Source organism: Cognatazoarcus halotolerans (genome assembly GCF_009800965.1).
GTDB classification, from domain to species: Bacteria; Pseudomonadota; Gammaproteobacteria; order Burkholderiales; family Rhodocyclaceae; genus Cognatazoarcus; species Cognatazoarcus halotolerans.
The window spans coordinates 1-16,297 of record NZ_WUAF01000013.1; the positions used below are offsets into that span (position 1 = coordinate 1).

Annotated in this window: 14 protein-coding genes; 2 read left to right on the plus strand and 12 right to left on the minus strand. The window is 61.6% G+C overall.

Annotated features, from left to right (window positions below; all coding sequences use genetic code 11):
- The 4 genes from GQB03_RS16075 to GQB03_RS16090 all read right to left on the minus strand — a co-directional run.
- The coding region (locus tag GQB03_RS16075) for a retention module-containing protein (protein ID WP_159691600.1) at positions 1-4,084 on the minus strand (4,084 nt) is incomplete at its 3' end.
- A gap of 138 nt (positions 4,085-4,222) precedes the next feature.
- Entirely contained in the window at positions 4,223-4,867 is a 645-nt protein-coding gene (locus GQB03_RS16080; protein ID WP_159691602.1) for a LuxR family transcriptional regulator, read from the minus strand.
- Positions 4,864-6,279: an HlyD family type I secretion periplasmic adaptor subunit gene (locus GQB03_RS16085; RefSeq protein ID WP_235027097.1), complete on the minus strand. Its 1,416-nt coding sequence runs from the start codon at positions 6,277-6,279 to the stop codon at positions 4,864-4,866. Before GQB03_RS16085 ends, GQB03_RS16080 begins: the two co-directional genes overlap by 4 nt.
- Positions 6,276-8,462 (minus strand): type I secretion system permease/ATPase, encoded by a 2,187-nt coding sequence (locus tag GQB03_RS16090; RefSeq protein WP_159691604.1) that lies wholly within the window; start codon positions 8,460-8,462, stop codon positions 6,276-6,278. Before GQB03_RS16090 ends, GQB03_RS16085 begins: the two co-directional genes overlap by 4 nt.
- Before the next feature lie 245 nt (positions 8,463-8,707).
- Here GQB03_RS16090 and rpoH point away from each other — a divergent pair, with 245 nt between their 5' ends.
- Positions 8,708-9,562 (plus strand): RNA polymerase sigma factor RpoH, encoded by an 855-nt coding sequence (gene rpoH, locus GQB03_RS16095; protein WP_159691606.1) that lies wholly within the window; start codon positions 8,708-8,710, stop codon positions 9,560-9,562.
- A gap of 80 nt (positions 9,563-9,642) precedes the next feature.
- Here the strand turns inward: rpoH and hisD are convergent, their stop codons facing one another.
- Both hisD and hisG read right to left on the minus strand, forming a co-directional pair.
- Complete coding sequence (gene hisD / locus GQB03_RS16100; protein WP_159691608.1) at positions 9,643-10,947, minus strand: histidinol dehydrogenase; 1,305 nt, start codon at positions 10,945-10,947, stop codon at positions 9,643-9,645.
- Positions 10,944-11,585: an ATP phosphoribosyltransferase gene (gene hisG / locus GQB03_RS16105; RefSeq protein WP_159691797.1), complete on the minus strand. Its 642-nt coding sequence runs from the start codon at positions 11,583-11,585 to the stop codon at positions 10,944-10,946. The genes hisD and hisG overlap by 4 nt, the downstream gene beginning before the upstream one ends.
- Before the next feature lie 145 nt (positions 11,586-11,730).
- Here hisG and rnk point away from each other — a divergent pair, with 145 nt between their 5' ends.
- On the plus strand, positions 11,731-12,138 hold the full coding sequence (gene rnk, locus GQB03_RS16110; RefSeq protein ID WP_159691610.1) for a nucleoside diphosphate kinase regulator: 408 nt from the start codon (positions 11,731-11,733) through the stop codon (positions 12,136-12,138).
- 27 nt (positions 12,139-12,165) lie between these two features.
- Here rnk and murA read toward each other — a convergent pair whose 3' ends face one another.
- From murA to GQB03_RS16140, 6 genes are read right to left on the minus strand one after another with little or no spacing between them, the layout of a single operon-like run.
- On the minus strand, positions 12,166-13,419 hold the full coding sequence (gene murA, locus GQB03_RS16115) for a UDP-N-acetylglucosamine 1-carboxyvinyltransferase (protein ID WP_159691612.1): 1,254 nt from the start codon (positions 13,417-13,419) through the stop codon (positions 12,166-12,168).
- A 15-nt stretch (positions 13,420-13,434) separates the two neighbouring features.
- A complete protein-coding gene (locus GQB03_RS16120) occupies positions 13,435-13,692 on the minus strand; it encodes a BolA family protein (protein ID WP_159691614.1) in 258 nt (85 codons plus the stop codon).
- A gap of 10 nt (positions 13,693-13,702) precedes the next feature.
- Positions 13,703-14,458: an ABC transporter permease gene (locus GQB03_RS16125; protein ID WP_235027098.1), complete on the minus strand. Its 756-nt coding sequence runs from the start codon at positions 14,456-14,458 to the stop codon at positions 13,703-13,705.
- A 7-nt stretch (positions 14,459-14,465) separates the two neighbouring features.
- Complete coding sequence (locus GQB03_RS16130) at positions 14,466-15,362, minus strand: ABC transporter ATP-binding protein (protein ID WP_159691616.1); 897 nt, start codon at positions 15,360-15,362, stop codon at positions 14,466-14,468.
- Entirely contained in the window at positions 15,359-15,670 is a 312-nt protein-coding gene (locus tag GQB03_RS16135) for an STAS domain-containing protein (protein WP_159691618.1), read from the minus strand. The genes GQB03_RS16130 and GQB03_RS16135 overlap by 4 nt, the downstream gene beginning before the upstream one ends.
- Positions 15,667-16,290 carry an MlaC/ttg2D family ABC transporter substrate-binding protein gene (locus GQB03_RS16140; RefSeq protein ID WP_159691620.1) on the minus strand — a complete coding sequence of 208 codons (624 nt, stop codon included), beginning with the start codon at positions 16,288-16,290 and terminating at the stop codon, positions 15,667-15,669. Before GQB03_RS16140 ends, GQB03_RS16135 begins: the two co-directional genes overlap by 4 nt.
- Positions 16,291-16,297 lie beyond the last annotated feature (7 nt).

Genomic DNA, 16,297 nt, shown 5'->3' on the forward strand with positions numbered 1-16,297 from the left:
TGACCGTGACGCTGCCATTGGCCGGGCCGCTCGCCAGTGCCCAGACGTTGCCGCCGTCACCACTCGGGGTGTCGTTCGCGGCGAGGGTACCGGTCAGCGGGGTGTCTTCGACGGCTGCCAGGGTATCATCGGCCGCGACAGGGACGTCGTTTACCGGCGCGACGTTGATCGTTGCGGTAGCCGTGCTCACATCGCCATCCGCATCGGTGATCGTGTACGTGAAGCTGTCCGGACCGTTGTAGTTGGTGTTCGGCGTGTAGCTGAACGTGCCGTCCGGATTCACCGTGACAGTGCCGTTCGCCGGGCCGCTGGCCAGCGCCCAGACGTTGCCGCCGTCACCACTCGGGGTGTCATTGGTCGCGAGGGTACCGGTCAGCGGGGTGTCTTCGACGGCGGGGAGCGCGTCGTCGACCGCGACAGGGACGTCGTTCACCGCAGTCACGGTCACATCCACCGTCGCTGTCACCGGCGTCGTGCCGTCGGTGACCGTGTAGTCGAACGAGACCGGGCCATTGAAGTTCGGGCTCGGCGTGAAGGTCAGCGTACCGTCCGGGTTCAGCGCAACAGAGCCTTCCGGAATCGTCACCGGGTTGCCCACGCTGATCGGCTGACCTCCGACTTCGGTGATCGTCAGCGTATCGCCGTCCGGATCGCTGTCGTTGCCCAGCACGTCGATGATCACCGGCGTGTCTTCGGCCGTCGTCGCCACGTCGTCCTGGGCGATCGGGGCGTCGCTCGTCGGCGCGACGTTGATCGTCGCGGTGGCGGTGCTCACATCGCCATCCGCATCGGTGATCGTGTAGGTGAAGCTGTCCGGACCGTTGTAGTTGGCGTCCGGCGTGTAGCTGAACGTGCCGTCGGCATTGACCGTGACGCTGCCATTGGCCGGGCCGCTCGCCAGTGCCCAGACGTTGCCGCCGTCACCACTCGGGGTGTCGTTCGCGGCGAGGGTACCGGTCAGCGGGGTGTCTTCGACGGCTGCCAGGGTATCGTCCGTGGCTACGGGCACATCGTTCACCGCGGTCACGGTCACATCCACCGTCGCCGTCACCGGCGTCGTGCCGTCGGTGACCGTGTAGTCGAACGAGACCGGGCCATTGAAATTCGGGTTCGGCGTAAAGGTCAGCGTGCCGTCCGGGTTCAGCGCAACAGAGCCTTCCGGAATCGTCACCGGGTTGCCCACGCTGATCGGCTGACCTCCGACTTCGGTGATCGTCAGCGTGTCGCCGTCCGGATCGCTGTCGTTGCCCAGCACGTCGATGATCACCGGCGTGTCTTCGGCCGTCGTCGCCACGTCGTCCTGGGCGATCGGGGCGTCGCTCGTCGGCGCGACGTTGATCGTCGCGGTGGCGGTGCTCACATCGCCGTCTGCGTCGGTGATCGTGTAGGTGAAGCTGTCCGGGCCGTTGTAGTTCGCGTTCGGCGTATAGCTGAACGTGCCGTCCGGATTCACCGTGACGCTGCCGTTGGCCGGGCCCGAAGCCAGTGCCCAGACGTTGCCACCGTCACCACTTGGGGTGTCATTGGCCGCGAGGGTGCCGGTCAGCGGCGTGTCTTCGACCGCTGCCAGGGTGTCGTCCGTGGCTACGGGCACATCGTTCACCGGCGCGACGTTGATCGTCGCGGTGGCGGTGCTCACATCGCCATCCGCATCGGTGATCGTGTACGTGAAGCTGTCCGGGCCGTTGTAGTTGGCATCGGGCGTGTAGCTGAACGTGCCGTCCGGATTCACCGTAACGCTGCCGTTGGCCGGGCCCGAGGCCAGCGCCCAGACGTTGCCGCCGTCTCCACTCGGCGTGTCGTTCGCCGCGAGGGTACCGGTCAGCGGGGTGTCTTCGACGGCTGCCAGGGTATCGTCCGTGGCTACGGGCACATCGTTCACCGCGGTCACGGTCACATCCACCGTCGCCGTCACCGGCGTCGTGCCGTCGGTGACCGTGTAGTCGAACGAGACCGGGCCATTGAAATTCGGGTTCGGCGTAAAGGTCAGCGTACCGTCCGGGTTCAGCGCAACCGAGCCTTCCGGAATCGTCACCGGGTTGCCCACGCTGATCGGCTGCCCCCCGATTTCGGTGATCGTCAGCGTGTCGCCGTCCGGATCGCTGTCGTTGCCCAGCACATCGATGATCACCGGCGTGTCTTCGGCCGTCGTCGCCACGTCGTCCTGGGCGATCGGGGCGTCGCTCGTCGGCGCGACATTGATCGTCGCGGTAGCGGTGCTCACATCGCCATCCGCATCGGTGATCGTGTACGTGAAGCTGTCCGGGCCGTTGTAGTTGGCGTCCGGCGTGTAGCTGAACGTGCCGTCGGCATTGACCGTGACGCTGCCGTTGGCCGGGCCCGAGGCCAGCGCCCAGACGTTGCCGCCGTCACCACTCGGGGTGTCATTGGTCGCGAGGCTACCGGTCAGCGGGGTGTCTTCGACTGCGGCGAGCACGTCATCGGCCGCAACCGGCACATCGTTCACCGCGGTCACGGTCACATCCACCGTCGCCGTCACCGGCGTCGTGCCGTCGGTGACCGTGTAGTCGAACGAGACCGGGCCATTGAAATTCGGGCTCGGCGTGAAGGTCAGCGTACCGTCCGGGTTCAGCGCAACCGAGCCTTCCGGAATCGTCACCGGGTTGCCCACGCTGATCGGCTGGCCCCCCACTTCGGTGATCGTCAGCGTGTCGCCGTCCGGATCGCTGTCGTTGCCCAGCACGTCGATGATCACCGGCGTGTCTTCGGCCGTCGTCGCCACGTCGTCCTGGGCGATCGGGGCGTCGCTCGTCGGCGCGACGTTGATCGTCGCGGTGGCGGTGCTCACATCGCCATCCGCATCGGTGATCGTGTACGTGAAGCTGTCCGGGCCGTTGTAGTTGGCGTTCGGCGTGTAGCTGAACGTGCCGTCGGCATTGACCGTGACGCTGCCATTGGCAGGACCCGAGGCCAGCGCCCAGACGTTGCCGCCGTCACCACTCGGGGTGTCGTTCGCCGCGAGGCTACCGGTCAGCGGCGTGTCTTCGACCGCTGCCAGCGTGTCGTCCGTGGCTACGGGCACATCGTTCACCGGTGCGACGTTGATCATCGCGGTGGCGGTGCTCACATCGCCGTCCGCGTCGGTGATCGTGTAGGTGAAGCTGTCCGGGCCGTTGTAGTTGGCATCGGGCGTGTAGCTGAACGTGCCGTCGGCATTGACCGTCACGTTGCCGTTGGCCGGGCCCGAGGCCAGCGCCCAGACGTTGCCACCGTCACCACTTGGGGTGTCGTTGGCCGCGAGAGTGCCGGTCAGCGGGGTGTCTTCGACCGCTACCAGGGTATCGTCCGTGGCTACGGGGACGTCGTTCGGAAACGTGACACTGACGGTAACCGTAGTCGTCGAGCTTTGGCCACGAGCGTCCACAATCGTGTAGCTAATGGTGTCGCCACCGGTAAACCCAGGGGCTGGTGTATAGGTCAGGGTTCCATCCGGATTGATTACGACCTGCCCAGTGCCCGCGGTAGCCGCCACGATATGTAATCCGCCGGCAGTTGAACGGTCGTTTTCGAGAACGTTGATGACCACAGCGTGGTCGCGCTCGGTCTGTGCAGTATCTGGAACCGCCGTCGGGAGATCTTGGTTGTCGCCAACCAAACCGTTGAATGGGAGCTCGATATCACCTCGCGCCGTGCCGAACTCAAAAGCCAACGGTTCGGTCGATTCCACGATGCGCAGCAGTCTGACAAAACTGTTTCCATCCCCGCCGGTGCCTCCGGCGAGACCGGCTGCGGGTGCATCGAGCTCCGCATTGAGATCCCCCCCCTGCTCCAACGTCTGGATGACCCTATCCACGTCGGCGCTCGCCACTGCACTTTCACTTGCGTCGGGTTTCGTGAGATCCGACAGCTCCGCGGTCATCTGAACCGTCTGATTGGGTTGAACGAACAATGGCTCGCCGTTCTCCAGCGCAAGCTCGACACGATCACCAGCGGCCGTGATCACCGTATCACCCTCGCGGAGCACGTCACCGGGTTTCAGGGAACGCAAGTTGCCGTCGGTATCACGCGCAAAAGCCTTGCCTACAACGGCGACAACAGTGGCGATGGGAAGGACGTCAGCCATTTCGAGTTCTCCGGATCAGCGTTCAGCCTGGCGACTGAAAATGAAATTTGGTCTTGCTGCCGACTCTACGGGCCGACAGCAACAAAAAACATTGGACCGATGGACAATGCTCGCCGGACGCAGCGGCATCCGGGATCGTCAGGCAGCCGATTCGAGGACGCCCGGCTCGGATTTCAGCATCAGGACCAGCTGCAAGCGATCCCGCACACCAAGTTTTGCGAATGCCGAGCCAAGATGTGCCTTGACCGTCCTTGCGGTGATCGCGAGCGTACGGGCGATCTCCTTGTTTGCCGCCCCCTTGGCCACTTCGAGCACAACGGCCCGCTCCCGCGGCGAAAGCGCGTCAAGCACGGAGCCAGGTGTCGAACCCGCCCTCCGATCGAAAGCCGCCGCGACGGATCCGATCATCCGCCGCATCAATTCGGGGCCGAGCCACAAGCCGCCGTTGTCAACAACCACTGCGACTTGTTCCATCAACTCCGGCACCGCCAACGCATGGCAGTAGCCGACAGCACCTGCATCGAACGCATGCAGCGCATCAATCTGCCTCGGGTCGAGGCTCATCACCACCAGCGGCAGATTAGGTGCAAGGGCTCGCAGGCGCGAAACTTCGGTGGCAAGCGCTGCCGGATGCATCTGCTCTTGGTGCAACCAGAGCACCACCCCCTCACGCTCTGCCGCTCCATGGGGCAGATCCCGAGAACAACGAACCCCGCCCGGAAAGGCCTTTTTCCAGCGCACGAGCAATTCGTCACTTGAGCAGATCGCGTAATGTCGTTTCATCGTTCCGTCAGCGCATTGGCCTTGGCGCGGAGCACCGGTTTCAGCAGGTAGGACAGGATCGACTTCTTGCCGGTGAGAATATCGACCTCCGCAACCAGCCCCGGAATGATCGGCATCGACTCTCCGATTCCCTTTTCCTTCGTGCGAACCCTGATCAGGTAGAACGCATTGCCTTCGTCGTCCGTCACTGTATCGGCACCGATCTGCTCGACCGTGGCGGCAAGCCCACCGTAGATCGCAAAGTCATAGGCGGTAAACTTCACGAGTGCCGGCTGACCGGGGCGCAGAAAGGCGATGTCCTTCGGACGAATCTTCGCTTCAAGCAATAGCGCATCGTCCAGCGGTACCACCTCGACAACCTCCTTTCCAGGTTGAACCACACCACCCACGGTGTTGACCAGCAAGCGCTTGATCGTGCCCCGCACCGGTGAACGCACCTCGGCGTGCTTGACCCTGTCTGCGAGCGCGGTGCTGCCTTCGGAAAGACTGCCGAGCTTGCCCGACGCCTCCGACAACTCGCCTCTTATCTGGTTACGGAAGTTGAGCTCGACTTCTTCAATTTTTCTGCTCGCCTCGGAGATCGCGGACTGAAGCCGCACCAATTGTGCGGAGGCCTGATCGCGCTCACCGCGGAAGCGGTTCACGTCCCGCTCGAGACGCAGGAGCTCTACCTCGGAAACTGCCCCCGAGCTCGCCAAGGGCTTTGTCACCGCAAGTTCACGGGCCGCGAGTTCGTAGGACCGCGCGGCCTGGTCACGGCCGACCTGCACTTCCTTGTATTCCTGATTGCGCTGGGTCAGCTGCTGTCGCGCGATACCCAGCTGGGCCTCGAGCCCCTCGAGGCTCGATTGATACAGCCTGCGCTCCTGCGCGACGATTTCAGGCACTTTCTGGAGCGCCTCGGGCGGTGGTTCAAACGGCCGCCCCTCCGAAACCGCCTTGAGTCGCTCCGCACGTACCAGCAGCGCCAGATATTCGGCCTGGTTTTCCCTCAGGGATGAAACAAAACGGGTAGGGTCGACGCGCAATAGAACGTCACCGGCATTAACGATCTGCCCTTCCCGAACCCGGATCTCCTCTACCACGCCACCATCCACAGACTGCACGACCTGAAGCTGACTCGACGGAATGACCTTGCCCTCTCCCTTGGTCACCTCGTCGATCTTTGCAAAACCTGCCCAGACAATGAGCAACAGGAGCACGAGCACGCCGAGGCGCAACATGGCCCGCGCCCGAATCGGGGCCTGCTCCAGACGGGCCCAATCGGCGTCGGTCGCCCAGTCACGCGATCGATCATCCCGTGCAGGAATCCAGCGGCCAAAGAAACCGTCTATCGCTGGCCGGCTTGCCCGCCCCCAGGCATCGGCTCCGCGACCCGCGCGCGAGAAGAGCGCTTTCAGGAATTCGTTCACACGGCTCTCCCGATCCGGCCCTGACGAAGCGCCTCGACCACCTGATGCTTGGGTCCATCGGCAACGACTTTCCCACCATCAACGACGATGATGCGATCGACAAGCTCGAGCAGAGAGGTTCTATGTGTGACGACAATCATGGTCTTGCCGACCGCAAAGCGGGAAAGCTGCCGCTTGATTTCCTCTTCACTCGAGTGATCCATCGAGCCGGTCGGCTCGTCGAGCAAAAGGATCGGCGGGTCGGCGATGGCAGCGCGGGCAATGGCCACCCCCTGACGCTGACCGCCGGACAGTGACTCGCCGCGCTCACCCACCAGCATGTCAAAGCCCTTCGGGTGCGCATTCACGAAGTCCGCAATCCCACCCACCTGGGCGGCTCGCAGGATCTGCGTGTCGTCGGCGTGGCGAGCCGATATGGCAAGGTTCTCACGCAAGGTCCCGTAGAACATGATCGGGTCCTGCGGCACGTAGCCCACGTGCCGGCGAAGCTCTGCAGGATCGAGCTGGCGTAGATCGATCCCGTCTACCAGCACCGCCCCCTCGGAAGGCTGGTAAAGCCCGAGAATCAGCTTCTGGAGCGTGCTCTTCCCGGAGCCGACACGCCCCAGGATCGCCACATGCTCCCCAGCGGCAATGCGCAGCGACACATTACGCAGTGCGCTCATTTCCTGATTCGGATAAGTGAAACTTACATCCTTGAATTCGAGCGCACCGGTGAAGTGCTGACGTGTGACGAAGTTCGAATCATCCGGACGCTCGACCGGCTGCTTGAGAATACCGTCGAGCGACTGGAGCGCCGTTGACGCGTTGTGATACTGGACAAGCAGACCGGTAACCTGCCCGATCGGTCCAAGAGCGCGGGACGAAAGCATCGAACAGGCGATCAGCCCGCCCAAGGAGAGCTCGCCCTGCCCGATCAGGTAGACACCCACCACGATCACCAGCACGCTGACCGTCTGCTGAACCCACACGGCCGTATTCACGGTCGTCGCCGAAAGCAGACGCAACTGGGCCCCAACCCGCGACAGAAAGGCAGCGCTGCTCTCCCACTTGCGCTGCATCGTTCCTTCCGCGCCGAGGGCTTTGATCGACTCAAGCCCAACCAGGCTTTCGACAAGCGTTGCATTACGCAACGCGCCCGCACGATAAGTACTTTCGGACAGCTCATGCATCTTGTGGCGTACCGCTAACGCATAAGCAGCCACGACAAGTGCCCCGACGATCACCGGCAGCACCATCGGCCATCCGATCCACGCAATCACCACCAGGAAGATGAGGGCAAAGGGAACGTCGACAAACGCAGTTACCGTGGCCGACGTGATGAAATCCCGAACGGTTTCGAAGGAACGCAGGTTGGCGGCGAAAGACCCCGCAGAAAGCGGTCTGCTTTCGAGCCGCAGACCCAGGACCCGCTCCATGATGTATGCCGACAGCCGCACGTCGACCCTGCTTCCCGCAAGATCGAGAAAATAACCTCGCATTGTGCGCAGCACGACGTCCGCCACGAGCACGATGATTACTCCAAGCGCGAGCATCCACAATGTGTCGGTGGCATTGTTCGGAACGACTCTGTCATAGACATTCATCGTGAACAACGGTAGGGCAATCGCGAACAGGTTGATCATCAGTGCCGCGAGCAAGACATCGCGATAGAGGGCTGCATTCTCCGCAAGCGTGCCCCAGAACCAGTGGCGGCCGCGGATCTGCCCGACCTCTGGCGTCCGCGCGTCGAATTTGAATTCGGGCCGGGCATAGAGCGTGTGGCCAAGGTAACGCCCGTTCAATTCCTCCCGGGACAATTCAACCTCGCCTTCGCCGAGCTCGGGCAACACGATCCTGGCAGCCCCATCTTCCTTCCAGCCCAGCAACAGACACGCCTTGTCGCCCTTCAGCAGCAGGACCGCCGGCAACAATAATTCGTTCACCGCCTCGAGCGGCTGCCTTACCACCCGACAGGCGAGACCAGCCCGCTTGGCCGCTCTTGCAAACAAGGATGGCGTCAAACCCTCGACGGTGTCGATCGGCAAGCCAGCCAGTGCGGCTTCACGCGTGAGCGTTCGCCCGTGTGCCCTGGCCACTGCAATCAAGCATTCCAGCAACGCATCGGGATCAGGCACCTGGCGTGCGCTGATCCGTGCTTCGGCACCGGCTGCTGCTTCGGGCACGACAAGGGTTTCGGTCATTGCGGATTCAATCCTGATTCGGCAGGGCACGACTTACGTTTGTTCAGCCTATACGCCTTGGCCAGGTGTAACGACGGAGAGGGCGAGATCTTTAGGCAATTACGCCACAAAGGACTCCGTCCCCTGATGGCATATTGGATAGTTTCACATCTTGCTACATGGCGAACGAATCAAATTGAACCCTTTCGATAGTTAGCACTCTCATACGCCGAGTGCTAACATTGCGCACAGGAGGAATACAGCACATGACGAACACCCTATCCTTCCCTACACCGGCAACCGTCGGCAGCATCGATCAGTACATCCAGTCGGTCAATCGGCTCCCGATGCTGACCGAGCAGGAAGAAGGGGATCTCGCGCGCCGCCTGCGCGACGACGAGGACCTTGATGCCGCCCGCAAGCTGGTGATGTCGCATCTGCGTCTGGTCGTGGCGATCGCACGCGGTTACCTTGGCTATGGACTGCCGCATGCAGACCTTATCCAGGAAGGAAACATCGGCCTCATGAAGGCGGTGAAACGTTTTGACCCTGACCGTGGCGTGCGTCTGGTCTCGTTCGCAATTCACTGGATCAAGGCCGAAATCCACGAATACATCCTCAAAAACTGGCGCTTGGTCAAGGTCGCCACCACGAAAGCGCAGCGGAAGCTGTTCTTCAATCTGCGCGGCATGAAGAAGAGCAGCAACACGCTCCGGCCCGACGAAATCGATGCCGTTGCGGCTCAGCTTGGCGTCAAGCCGCAGGAAGTGATTGAAATGGAAACCCGGCTGACGGGCCAGGACGTACCGATGGAAACCTCGTCAGGAGATGACGAAGATCGTTTCGCGCCCATCGCATACCTGCGCGACCCGCATGCTGAGCCCTCCGAGGTGCTGGAGCAAACGGAGATGGCCCATCTGCAGGAAGATGGTCTGCGCAACGCGCTGATCAGCCTGGATGACCGCAGCAGGACGATCATCCAGCGCCGCTGGCTGAACGAAGGCGATGCCGCCACACTGCATGACCTCGCCGCCGAATACGGTGTTTCCGCTGAGCGAATCCGGCAGATCGAGGCCAAGGCAATGCAGAAAATGCGTGGAGCGCTGGCACAGCTGGCCTGAATAAGAACGCTGGACCACCTCATGCAACAAGAAAACGGCCGGAAACCCCGGCCGTTTCTCGTGCCAAGCCCCAACGGGCGCTATTCGCTCTCGACCCGGTACTCAGCCGAGCGGGCATGCGCCTGCAGGCCTTCGCCATGAGCAAGTACCGAAGCAATGCGTCCAAGCCGACGGGCACCCGCCTCCGAGACTTGGATAAGGCTCGTACGCTTCTGGAAGTCATAAACGCCAAGTGGCGAAGAAAATCGCGCGCTGCGCATGGTCGGCAACACATGGTTGGGGCCGGCGCAATAGTCGCCCAGAGCCTCAACTGACCAGTGTCCGATGAAGATCGCGCCTGCATGGCGAATCCGATCGACCAAGGATTCAGCGTTACTCACCGATAATTCAAGGTGCTCGGGGGCAATCCGGTTCGCAATCTCGCATGCCTCCTCGATGTTCCGCACCTTGATCAGCGCACCGCGATTGCCGAGCGACGTCTCGATCGTCTGCCGCCGAGGCATCTGGAGCAGCAACCTGTCGATCGAGGCAGCAACCGCATCGAGAAAAGCGGCATCGGTGCACAGCAGGATCGATTGCGCAAGATCATCATGCTCGGCCTGGGCAAACAGGTCCATCGCCACCCAATCGGGATTGCCGGAGCCATCCGAGATGATCAGGACCTCCGAAGGGCCAGCCACCATGTCGATGCCGACGGTCCCGAAAACGCGACGCTTAGCCGCCGCCACATAGGCATTTCCAGGGCCGACGATCTTGTCAACCTGCGGGACGGTTTGTGTGCCATAAGCCAGTGCCGCCACGGCTTGGGCGCCACCGATCGTGAACACACGGTCCACACCGGTAATCGCGGCTGCCGCGAGCACCAGTGGGTTCTTCTCGCCACGCGGCGTAGGCACCACCATGATGAGTTCGCGAACTCCGGCAACCTTCGCTGGAATGGCGTTCATCAGGACCGAACTCGGATAGGAAGCACGGCCACCGGGGACGTAAAGACCGACCCGATCCAATGGCGTGACTTTCTGACCCAGCATCGTGCCGTCCGGCTCGGTATATCGCCACGACTCGAGCGGCTGGCGTTCATGATATGCCCGTACCCGATCCGCCGCGGCCCGCAATGCCTCGCGCTGCTCGTCCGGCAAACCTTCAAGCGCCGCTTCGAGCTCGGTCCGCGGCAAGGCCAGGCACTCCATCGAATCGACGTCAAGCTGGTCAAAACGACGGGTATATTCAATCACCGCCGCATCGCCTTCGTTCCTTACCCTCGCCAGTATGTCGCCGACAGACGTCTCGATCTTCGCATCGGTTTCACTCTCGAAAGCCAGCAGGGCATCAAGCATCTCGACGAATCGTGCGTCTAGCGTATCGAGCCGACGAATCGCACTCATTTGACGACTCCTTCAAAAGCCTCGAGAACCGGCTGAATTTTCTCGCGTTTGGTCTTCAGGGACGCTTGGTTCACGATCAATCGCGAGCTGATCGGCATGATCTCCTCTACCGCCACGAGATTGTTCGCTTTCAGCGTACCGCCGGAGGAGACGAGATCAACGATGGCATCGGCAAGCCCGACCAGCGGTGCGAGCTCCATCGAACCGTAAAGCTTGATCAGGTCTACGTGGACGCCTTTCTCCGCAAAATGCCGACGTGCCGTTTCAATGTACTTGGTTGCCACGCGGATGCGTCCACCCGGCCGCACAGCTTCCTCATAGTCGAACCCGGCGGGCGTCGCGACACACATCCGGCAGCGGGCAATCTTGAGGTCGAGCGGCTGATAGAGTCCGACCCCACCATGTTCAATGAGCACGTCCTTGCCGGCGATGCCAAGATCGGCCGCCCCGTATTGAACATAAGTCGGTGTATCGGTGGCCCGCACGATCACCAGTCTGACATCAGGACGATTGGTGCCGATGATGAGCTTGCGGGATGTCTCGGGATCGTCCGTGGGCTCGATCCCCGCCGCGGCAAGCAGCGGTAACGTTTCCTCGAAGATTCGACCCTTGGAAAGTGCAATGGTGATGCTGGACACGAAAAACGCCTCGGAAAAAGTGAGCAACATTGTACCCCGAGCATCCTTCTGGTAGCCTCGCTACACAGCCGATCCACCCTTGAGTGGCTCGGCTTTCATTACGTCCGGAGCCCGTCAGGCCGCTCCGCCAATAGCGAGAACCGCAATGATCCCCGATATAATCGTCGCCGCCCATGACATGGAGCGGCTCGAAGCACTGCTTTACGCCCCAGAGCAACTCAAACGCAGCGATCTGGATGCGCTGCGCGAAGAACTCGGGCGGGCCACCGTGTGCGATCCCGCAGACGTCCCGGCCAACCTGATCACCATGAACAGCCGTGCCCGGTTTCGTGAAGAGCACACCGGGCGGGAGTACGAACTGACCCTGAGCTATCCGCGGCAGGCTGATCACGCGAACGGTCGGATCTCTATCCTCTCTCCGGCCGGCAGCGCCCTGCTCGGTTTGTCGGAACAACAACAAATCGACTGGAACGCCGGGAGTGGCAACACCATCCGGATCACCGTGCTTGAAGTCACTTGGCAACCGGAAGCCAACGGCCGCTTCGACCTCTGAGCCGACTCGGTCCGGGTGCCGCGCTGCTCAAGCAAGTCGCCGTACCCGGGCTCCGAGAGCCAACAGTTTCGCATCAAGCTTTTCGTAACCCCGATCGAGATGGTAGATCCTGTCGACCAGGGTCTCGCCATCGGCGACAAGGCCGGCGATGATCAGCCCCGCCGACGCTCGCAGATCCGTTGCCATTACGGTGGCACCCTCGAGTCTGGCCACACCGGTAACCACCGCAGTGTTGCCATCGATCTTGATGTCTGCGCCAAGACGCTGCAATTCGACCGCGTGCATGAAGCGGTTTTCAAAGATCGTCTCGCGAATGACCGCAGTACCTTGGGCTACACAGTTGATCGCCATGAACTGGGCCTGCATGTCGGTCGGGAATGCGGGGTAAGGCGCGGTCCTCAAGCTCACCGCCGCCAGCCGTTCGGGCGCCTTCAAACGGATCGAGTCGCGCTCCGCGATGATCTCACAACCCGCATCCATGAGCTTGTCGACCACGATGTCAAGGTATGAGCTCGACGTCCGGGTCAGGCGGATGTCTCCGCCGCACACCGCCGCGGCGCAAAGGTAAGTCCCCGTTTCGATGCGGTCCGGCATGATGCGGTGAGTGGCCCCGTGGAGCTGCGCCACGCCTTGAATACGGACGACGTCGGTCCCCGCACCGGAAATCCTGGCCCCCATCGCCGAGAGGCAGCTGGCAAGATCGACGACCTCAGGTTCGCGCGCCGCATTCTCTATGACCGTTTCACCCTCGGCCAGACAGGCCGCCATCATGAGATTCTCGGTCCCGGTGACGGTTACCATGTCGGTGAACAGGCGCGCGCCCTTGAGCCGCCCGGCAACCACCGCATGCACATAACCATGCTCGACGCCGACCTCGGCCCCCATCGCCTGCAGGCCCTTGATATGCTGATCGACTGGACGCGCACCTATCGCGCACCCACCTGGCAGCGACACTCTGGCCTCGCCGCAGCGCGCCACCAGCGGACCGAGAACGAGGATCGAGGCCCGCATGGTCTTGACCATCTCATAGGGCGCAACGGGATTGTCCAGACCGGAGGCGTCCAAGGTTACGGTATCGCCCTCACGGTTAATCTTGACGCCCATCTGCGCGAGCAGCTTCAGCAGCGTGGCAATGTCCTGCAGATCGGGGACGTTGGTGAAAGTCACCGCCTCGCGGGTCAGAAGGGCCGCGCAAAGGATTGGCAGAGCAGCATTCTTGGCACCGGAGATTGCCGCTTCGCCAGTAAGGCGCACACCGCCTTCGATAAGGAGTTTGTCCATTTTCTCTAGGCTGGGTCAGGCGCCCAGCTCCTTTTGCATTTGCGCCCATTGCTCGGGCGTATACGTCTGCAGCTGCAGCGCGTGGATCTCATTGCCCATCAGGTTTCCCAACGTCGCGTATACCGCCTGATGCTGGCGCACCCGAAGCTTTCCCGCAAAAGCGCCACTGACCACGATTCCGCTGAAATGGACGCCGTCGTCACCAACAATCTCGACATGCTCGCAGTCCAGGCCGGTTTCGATCAGCCGCTTGATTTCGCTTGCTTCAAACATCGTCTTTACCTCAGCCGCGCAGCTTGTAGCCGCGCGACAACATGTTCAGGGTAAGCGCCGCAACAGCGGCAAAACACGCCACCACGACCGTCAGACTCCGCCATGGCGAAACGTCCGATTGTCCGAAAAAGCCGTAGCGGAAGCCATCTATCATGTAGAAAAAGGGATTGAAATGAGAGACGCCTTGCCAGAACTCGGGCAGTGAATGGATGGAATAGAAGACACCGGAGAGCATCGTCAGCGGCATGATCAGGAAATTCTGGAATCCCGCAAGCTGGTCGAACTTTTCTGCCCATATGCCGGCAACCACCCCGAGACTTCCCAATAGCCCGCCCCCCAGGATTGCGAAGGCAAGTATCCACAAGGGCGCCTTCAAGGGCAGTTCGGCAAAGAACAATCCGGCAATCGCAACCCCGGCGCCGACAAAGACGCCGCGGAACACCGAGGCGAGCACATAGGCAGCATAGAACTCACGGTAACTGATCGGCGGCAACAACACGAAAACGATGTTGCCCGTGATCTTGCTCTGGATAAGTGACGACGAACTGTTGGCGAAGGCGTTCTGAAGAACCGACATCATCACCAATCCGGGAATCAGGAAGCTTGTATAGCCGATTTCACCGTAAACCGTGACGTGTCGGTCGAGCACGTGAGAGAAGATCAGCAGATAGAGCAGTGAAGTCAGCACCGGTGCACCGACCGTCTGGAAGCTGACTTTCCAGAAACGCCATACTTCCTTGTACAACAAGGTCTTGAAACCGCTCACGATCACCTCAAGCAGCGTGCATGACGCCGATAAAGACCTTTTCGAGGTCCGGCTCGCCGAGATGCATTTCGGCAATCTCCGCTCCGGCGGCACGCAACCTTGCAAGCACCCCCTCGACCTCCTCGAAGCGCTCGAACCCGAATTCGAGCCAGCCTTCCTCGTCGGGTGTCACCGACAGCGCCGGGTCTCGCAAGGGCGCCGCCAGGCGGACCCGAAGTGAGTGCGTCGTGAAGCGCGCGAGCAAATTGGCCGTGCTGTCGAGAGCAACGATCCGCCCGGCCTTTAGCATCGCAATGCGTCCGCATAAGGTTTCGGCTTCTTCGAGATAGTGCGTCGTGAGGACGATGGTATGGCCATCACGGTTGAGCTTGCGCACGAACTGCCACAGACCCTGTCTGAGTTCCACGTCCACTCCAGCGGTCGGCTCGTCAAGCACGATGACCGGCGGCCGATGCACCAAGGCCTGCGCAACCAGTACCCGACGTTTCATGCCGCCCGACAGCATGCGCATATTCGCACCAGCCTTGGCGGTCAGATCCAGGCTCTCGAGAATCTCGTCAATCCAGTCATCGTTATCGCGGATGCCGAAATAACCGGACTGCAGCCGCAATGCTTCGCGGACCGTGAAGAACGGGTCGAAGACCAGCTCCTGCGGGACCACTCCGAGCGCACGTCGCGCATTGCGGTAGTCGCCAACGACGTCGTGCCCCATGACTTCTAGGGTGCCACTATCGGGCCGCACCAACCCCGCGAGCGCCGAAATAAGGGTTGTCTTGCCCGCGCCGTTAGGTCCGAGCAGGCCAAAAAACTCGCCCTGCCCTATCTCCAGGTCAACCCCGGCAAGCGCCTTCAGCGCGCCATACTGCTTGGTGACACCGGTGACCCTGATCGCGGGCACAGTCATGATTCGATTGTTTCCGAGTCTGTCGCAGGCCGCCCGGAGAAAATCCCGGAAAGACCGTAAAGCGATGCGAGGCTGGACATTGCCGGAGGAAGGGCAGACAAGGCAATGGGCAGGCCCATGCCACGGGCACGCCGCAACCAGTCGATCAAAAGGGCGACGCCCGCTGAATCCGCTTCGGTGACCTGAGCAAGCTCGATCTTTCGCAAATCCCGCGTAAAGAACCCGGTTGCCTCGGCCTTGAGCCCGGCCACCGTCTCCATCGTCATCGGCCCGACGACCGACAACGCGCCGCGATCAAAACGGATCATGCCTTGGCACCAGCCTGCTCGAGTTGCCGGTTCTTCTCTTCAAGCGCCTTGATCAACCCGTCGATGCCTCCGCTACGGATCTCTTGGGAGAAGGTACCCCGGTAATTGGTGACGAGGCTGACGCCCGCCACCACGACATCGTAGACCTTCCACCCATCGGTATTCTTTTCCAGGCTGTAGTCGATCTGTACGGGCGTAGCGCCAGGCTGGCGAACCTCGGTGCGGACGATCACATCGGAATCGCCCGGCGCGGCACGCAGCGGCTTGAAATCGATCTGCTGATTCTTGTACTGGGTCAGGGCGTTCGAGTAGGTTCGCACCAGCAAGGTCTTGAAGGAGTCGATCAGCAGCCGCTGCTGCTCCGGAGTGGCCGAGCGCCAATCGCGGCCAACGGCCAGAATCGTCATTCGCCGGAAATTGAAATGGGGCAAGACCTTTTCTTCCACCAGATCAACCGCCTTGCGTGTATTACCGGCCTGAATTTCCTTGTCTTGACGAACAATGGTCAACACATCGTTGGTCACGGTCTTGACCAGTTCGTCCGGCGCCGAATCGGCGGCCACCGCAGGCAGGCTGAACAAAGATGCTGCAACGAGGATGCAGGAGAAGAAGCGCTTCATGAGCGAA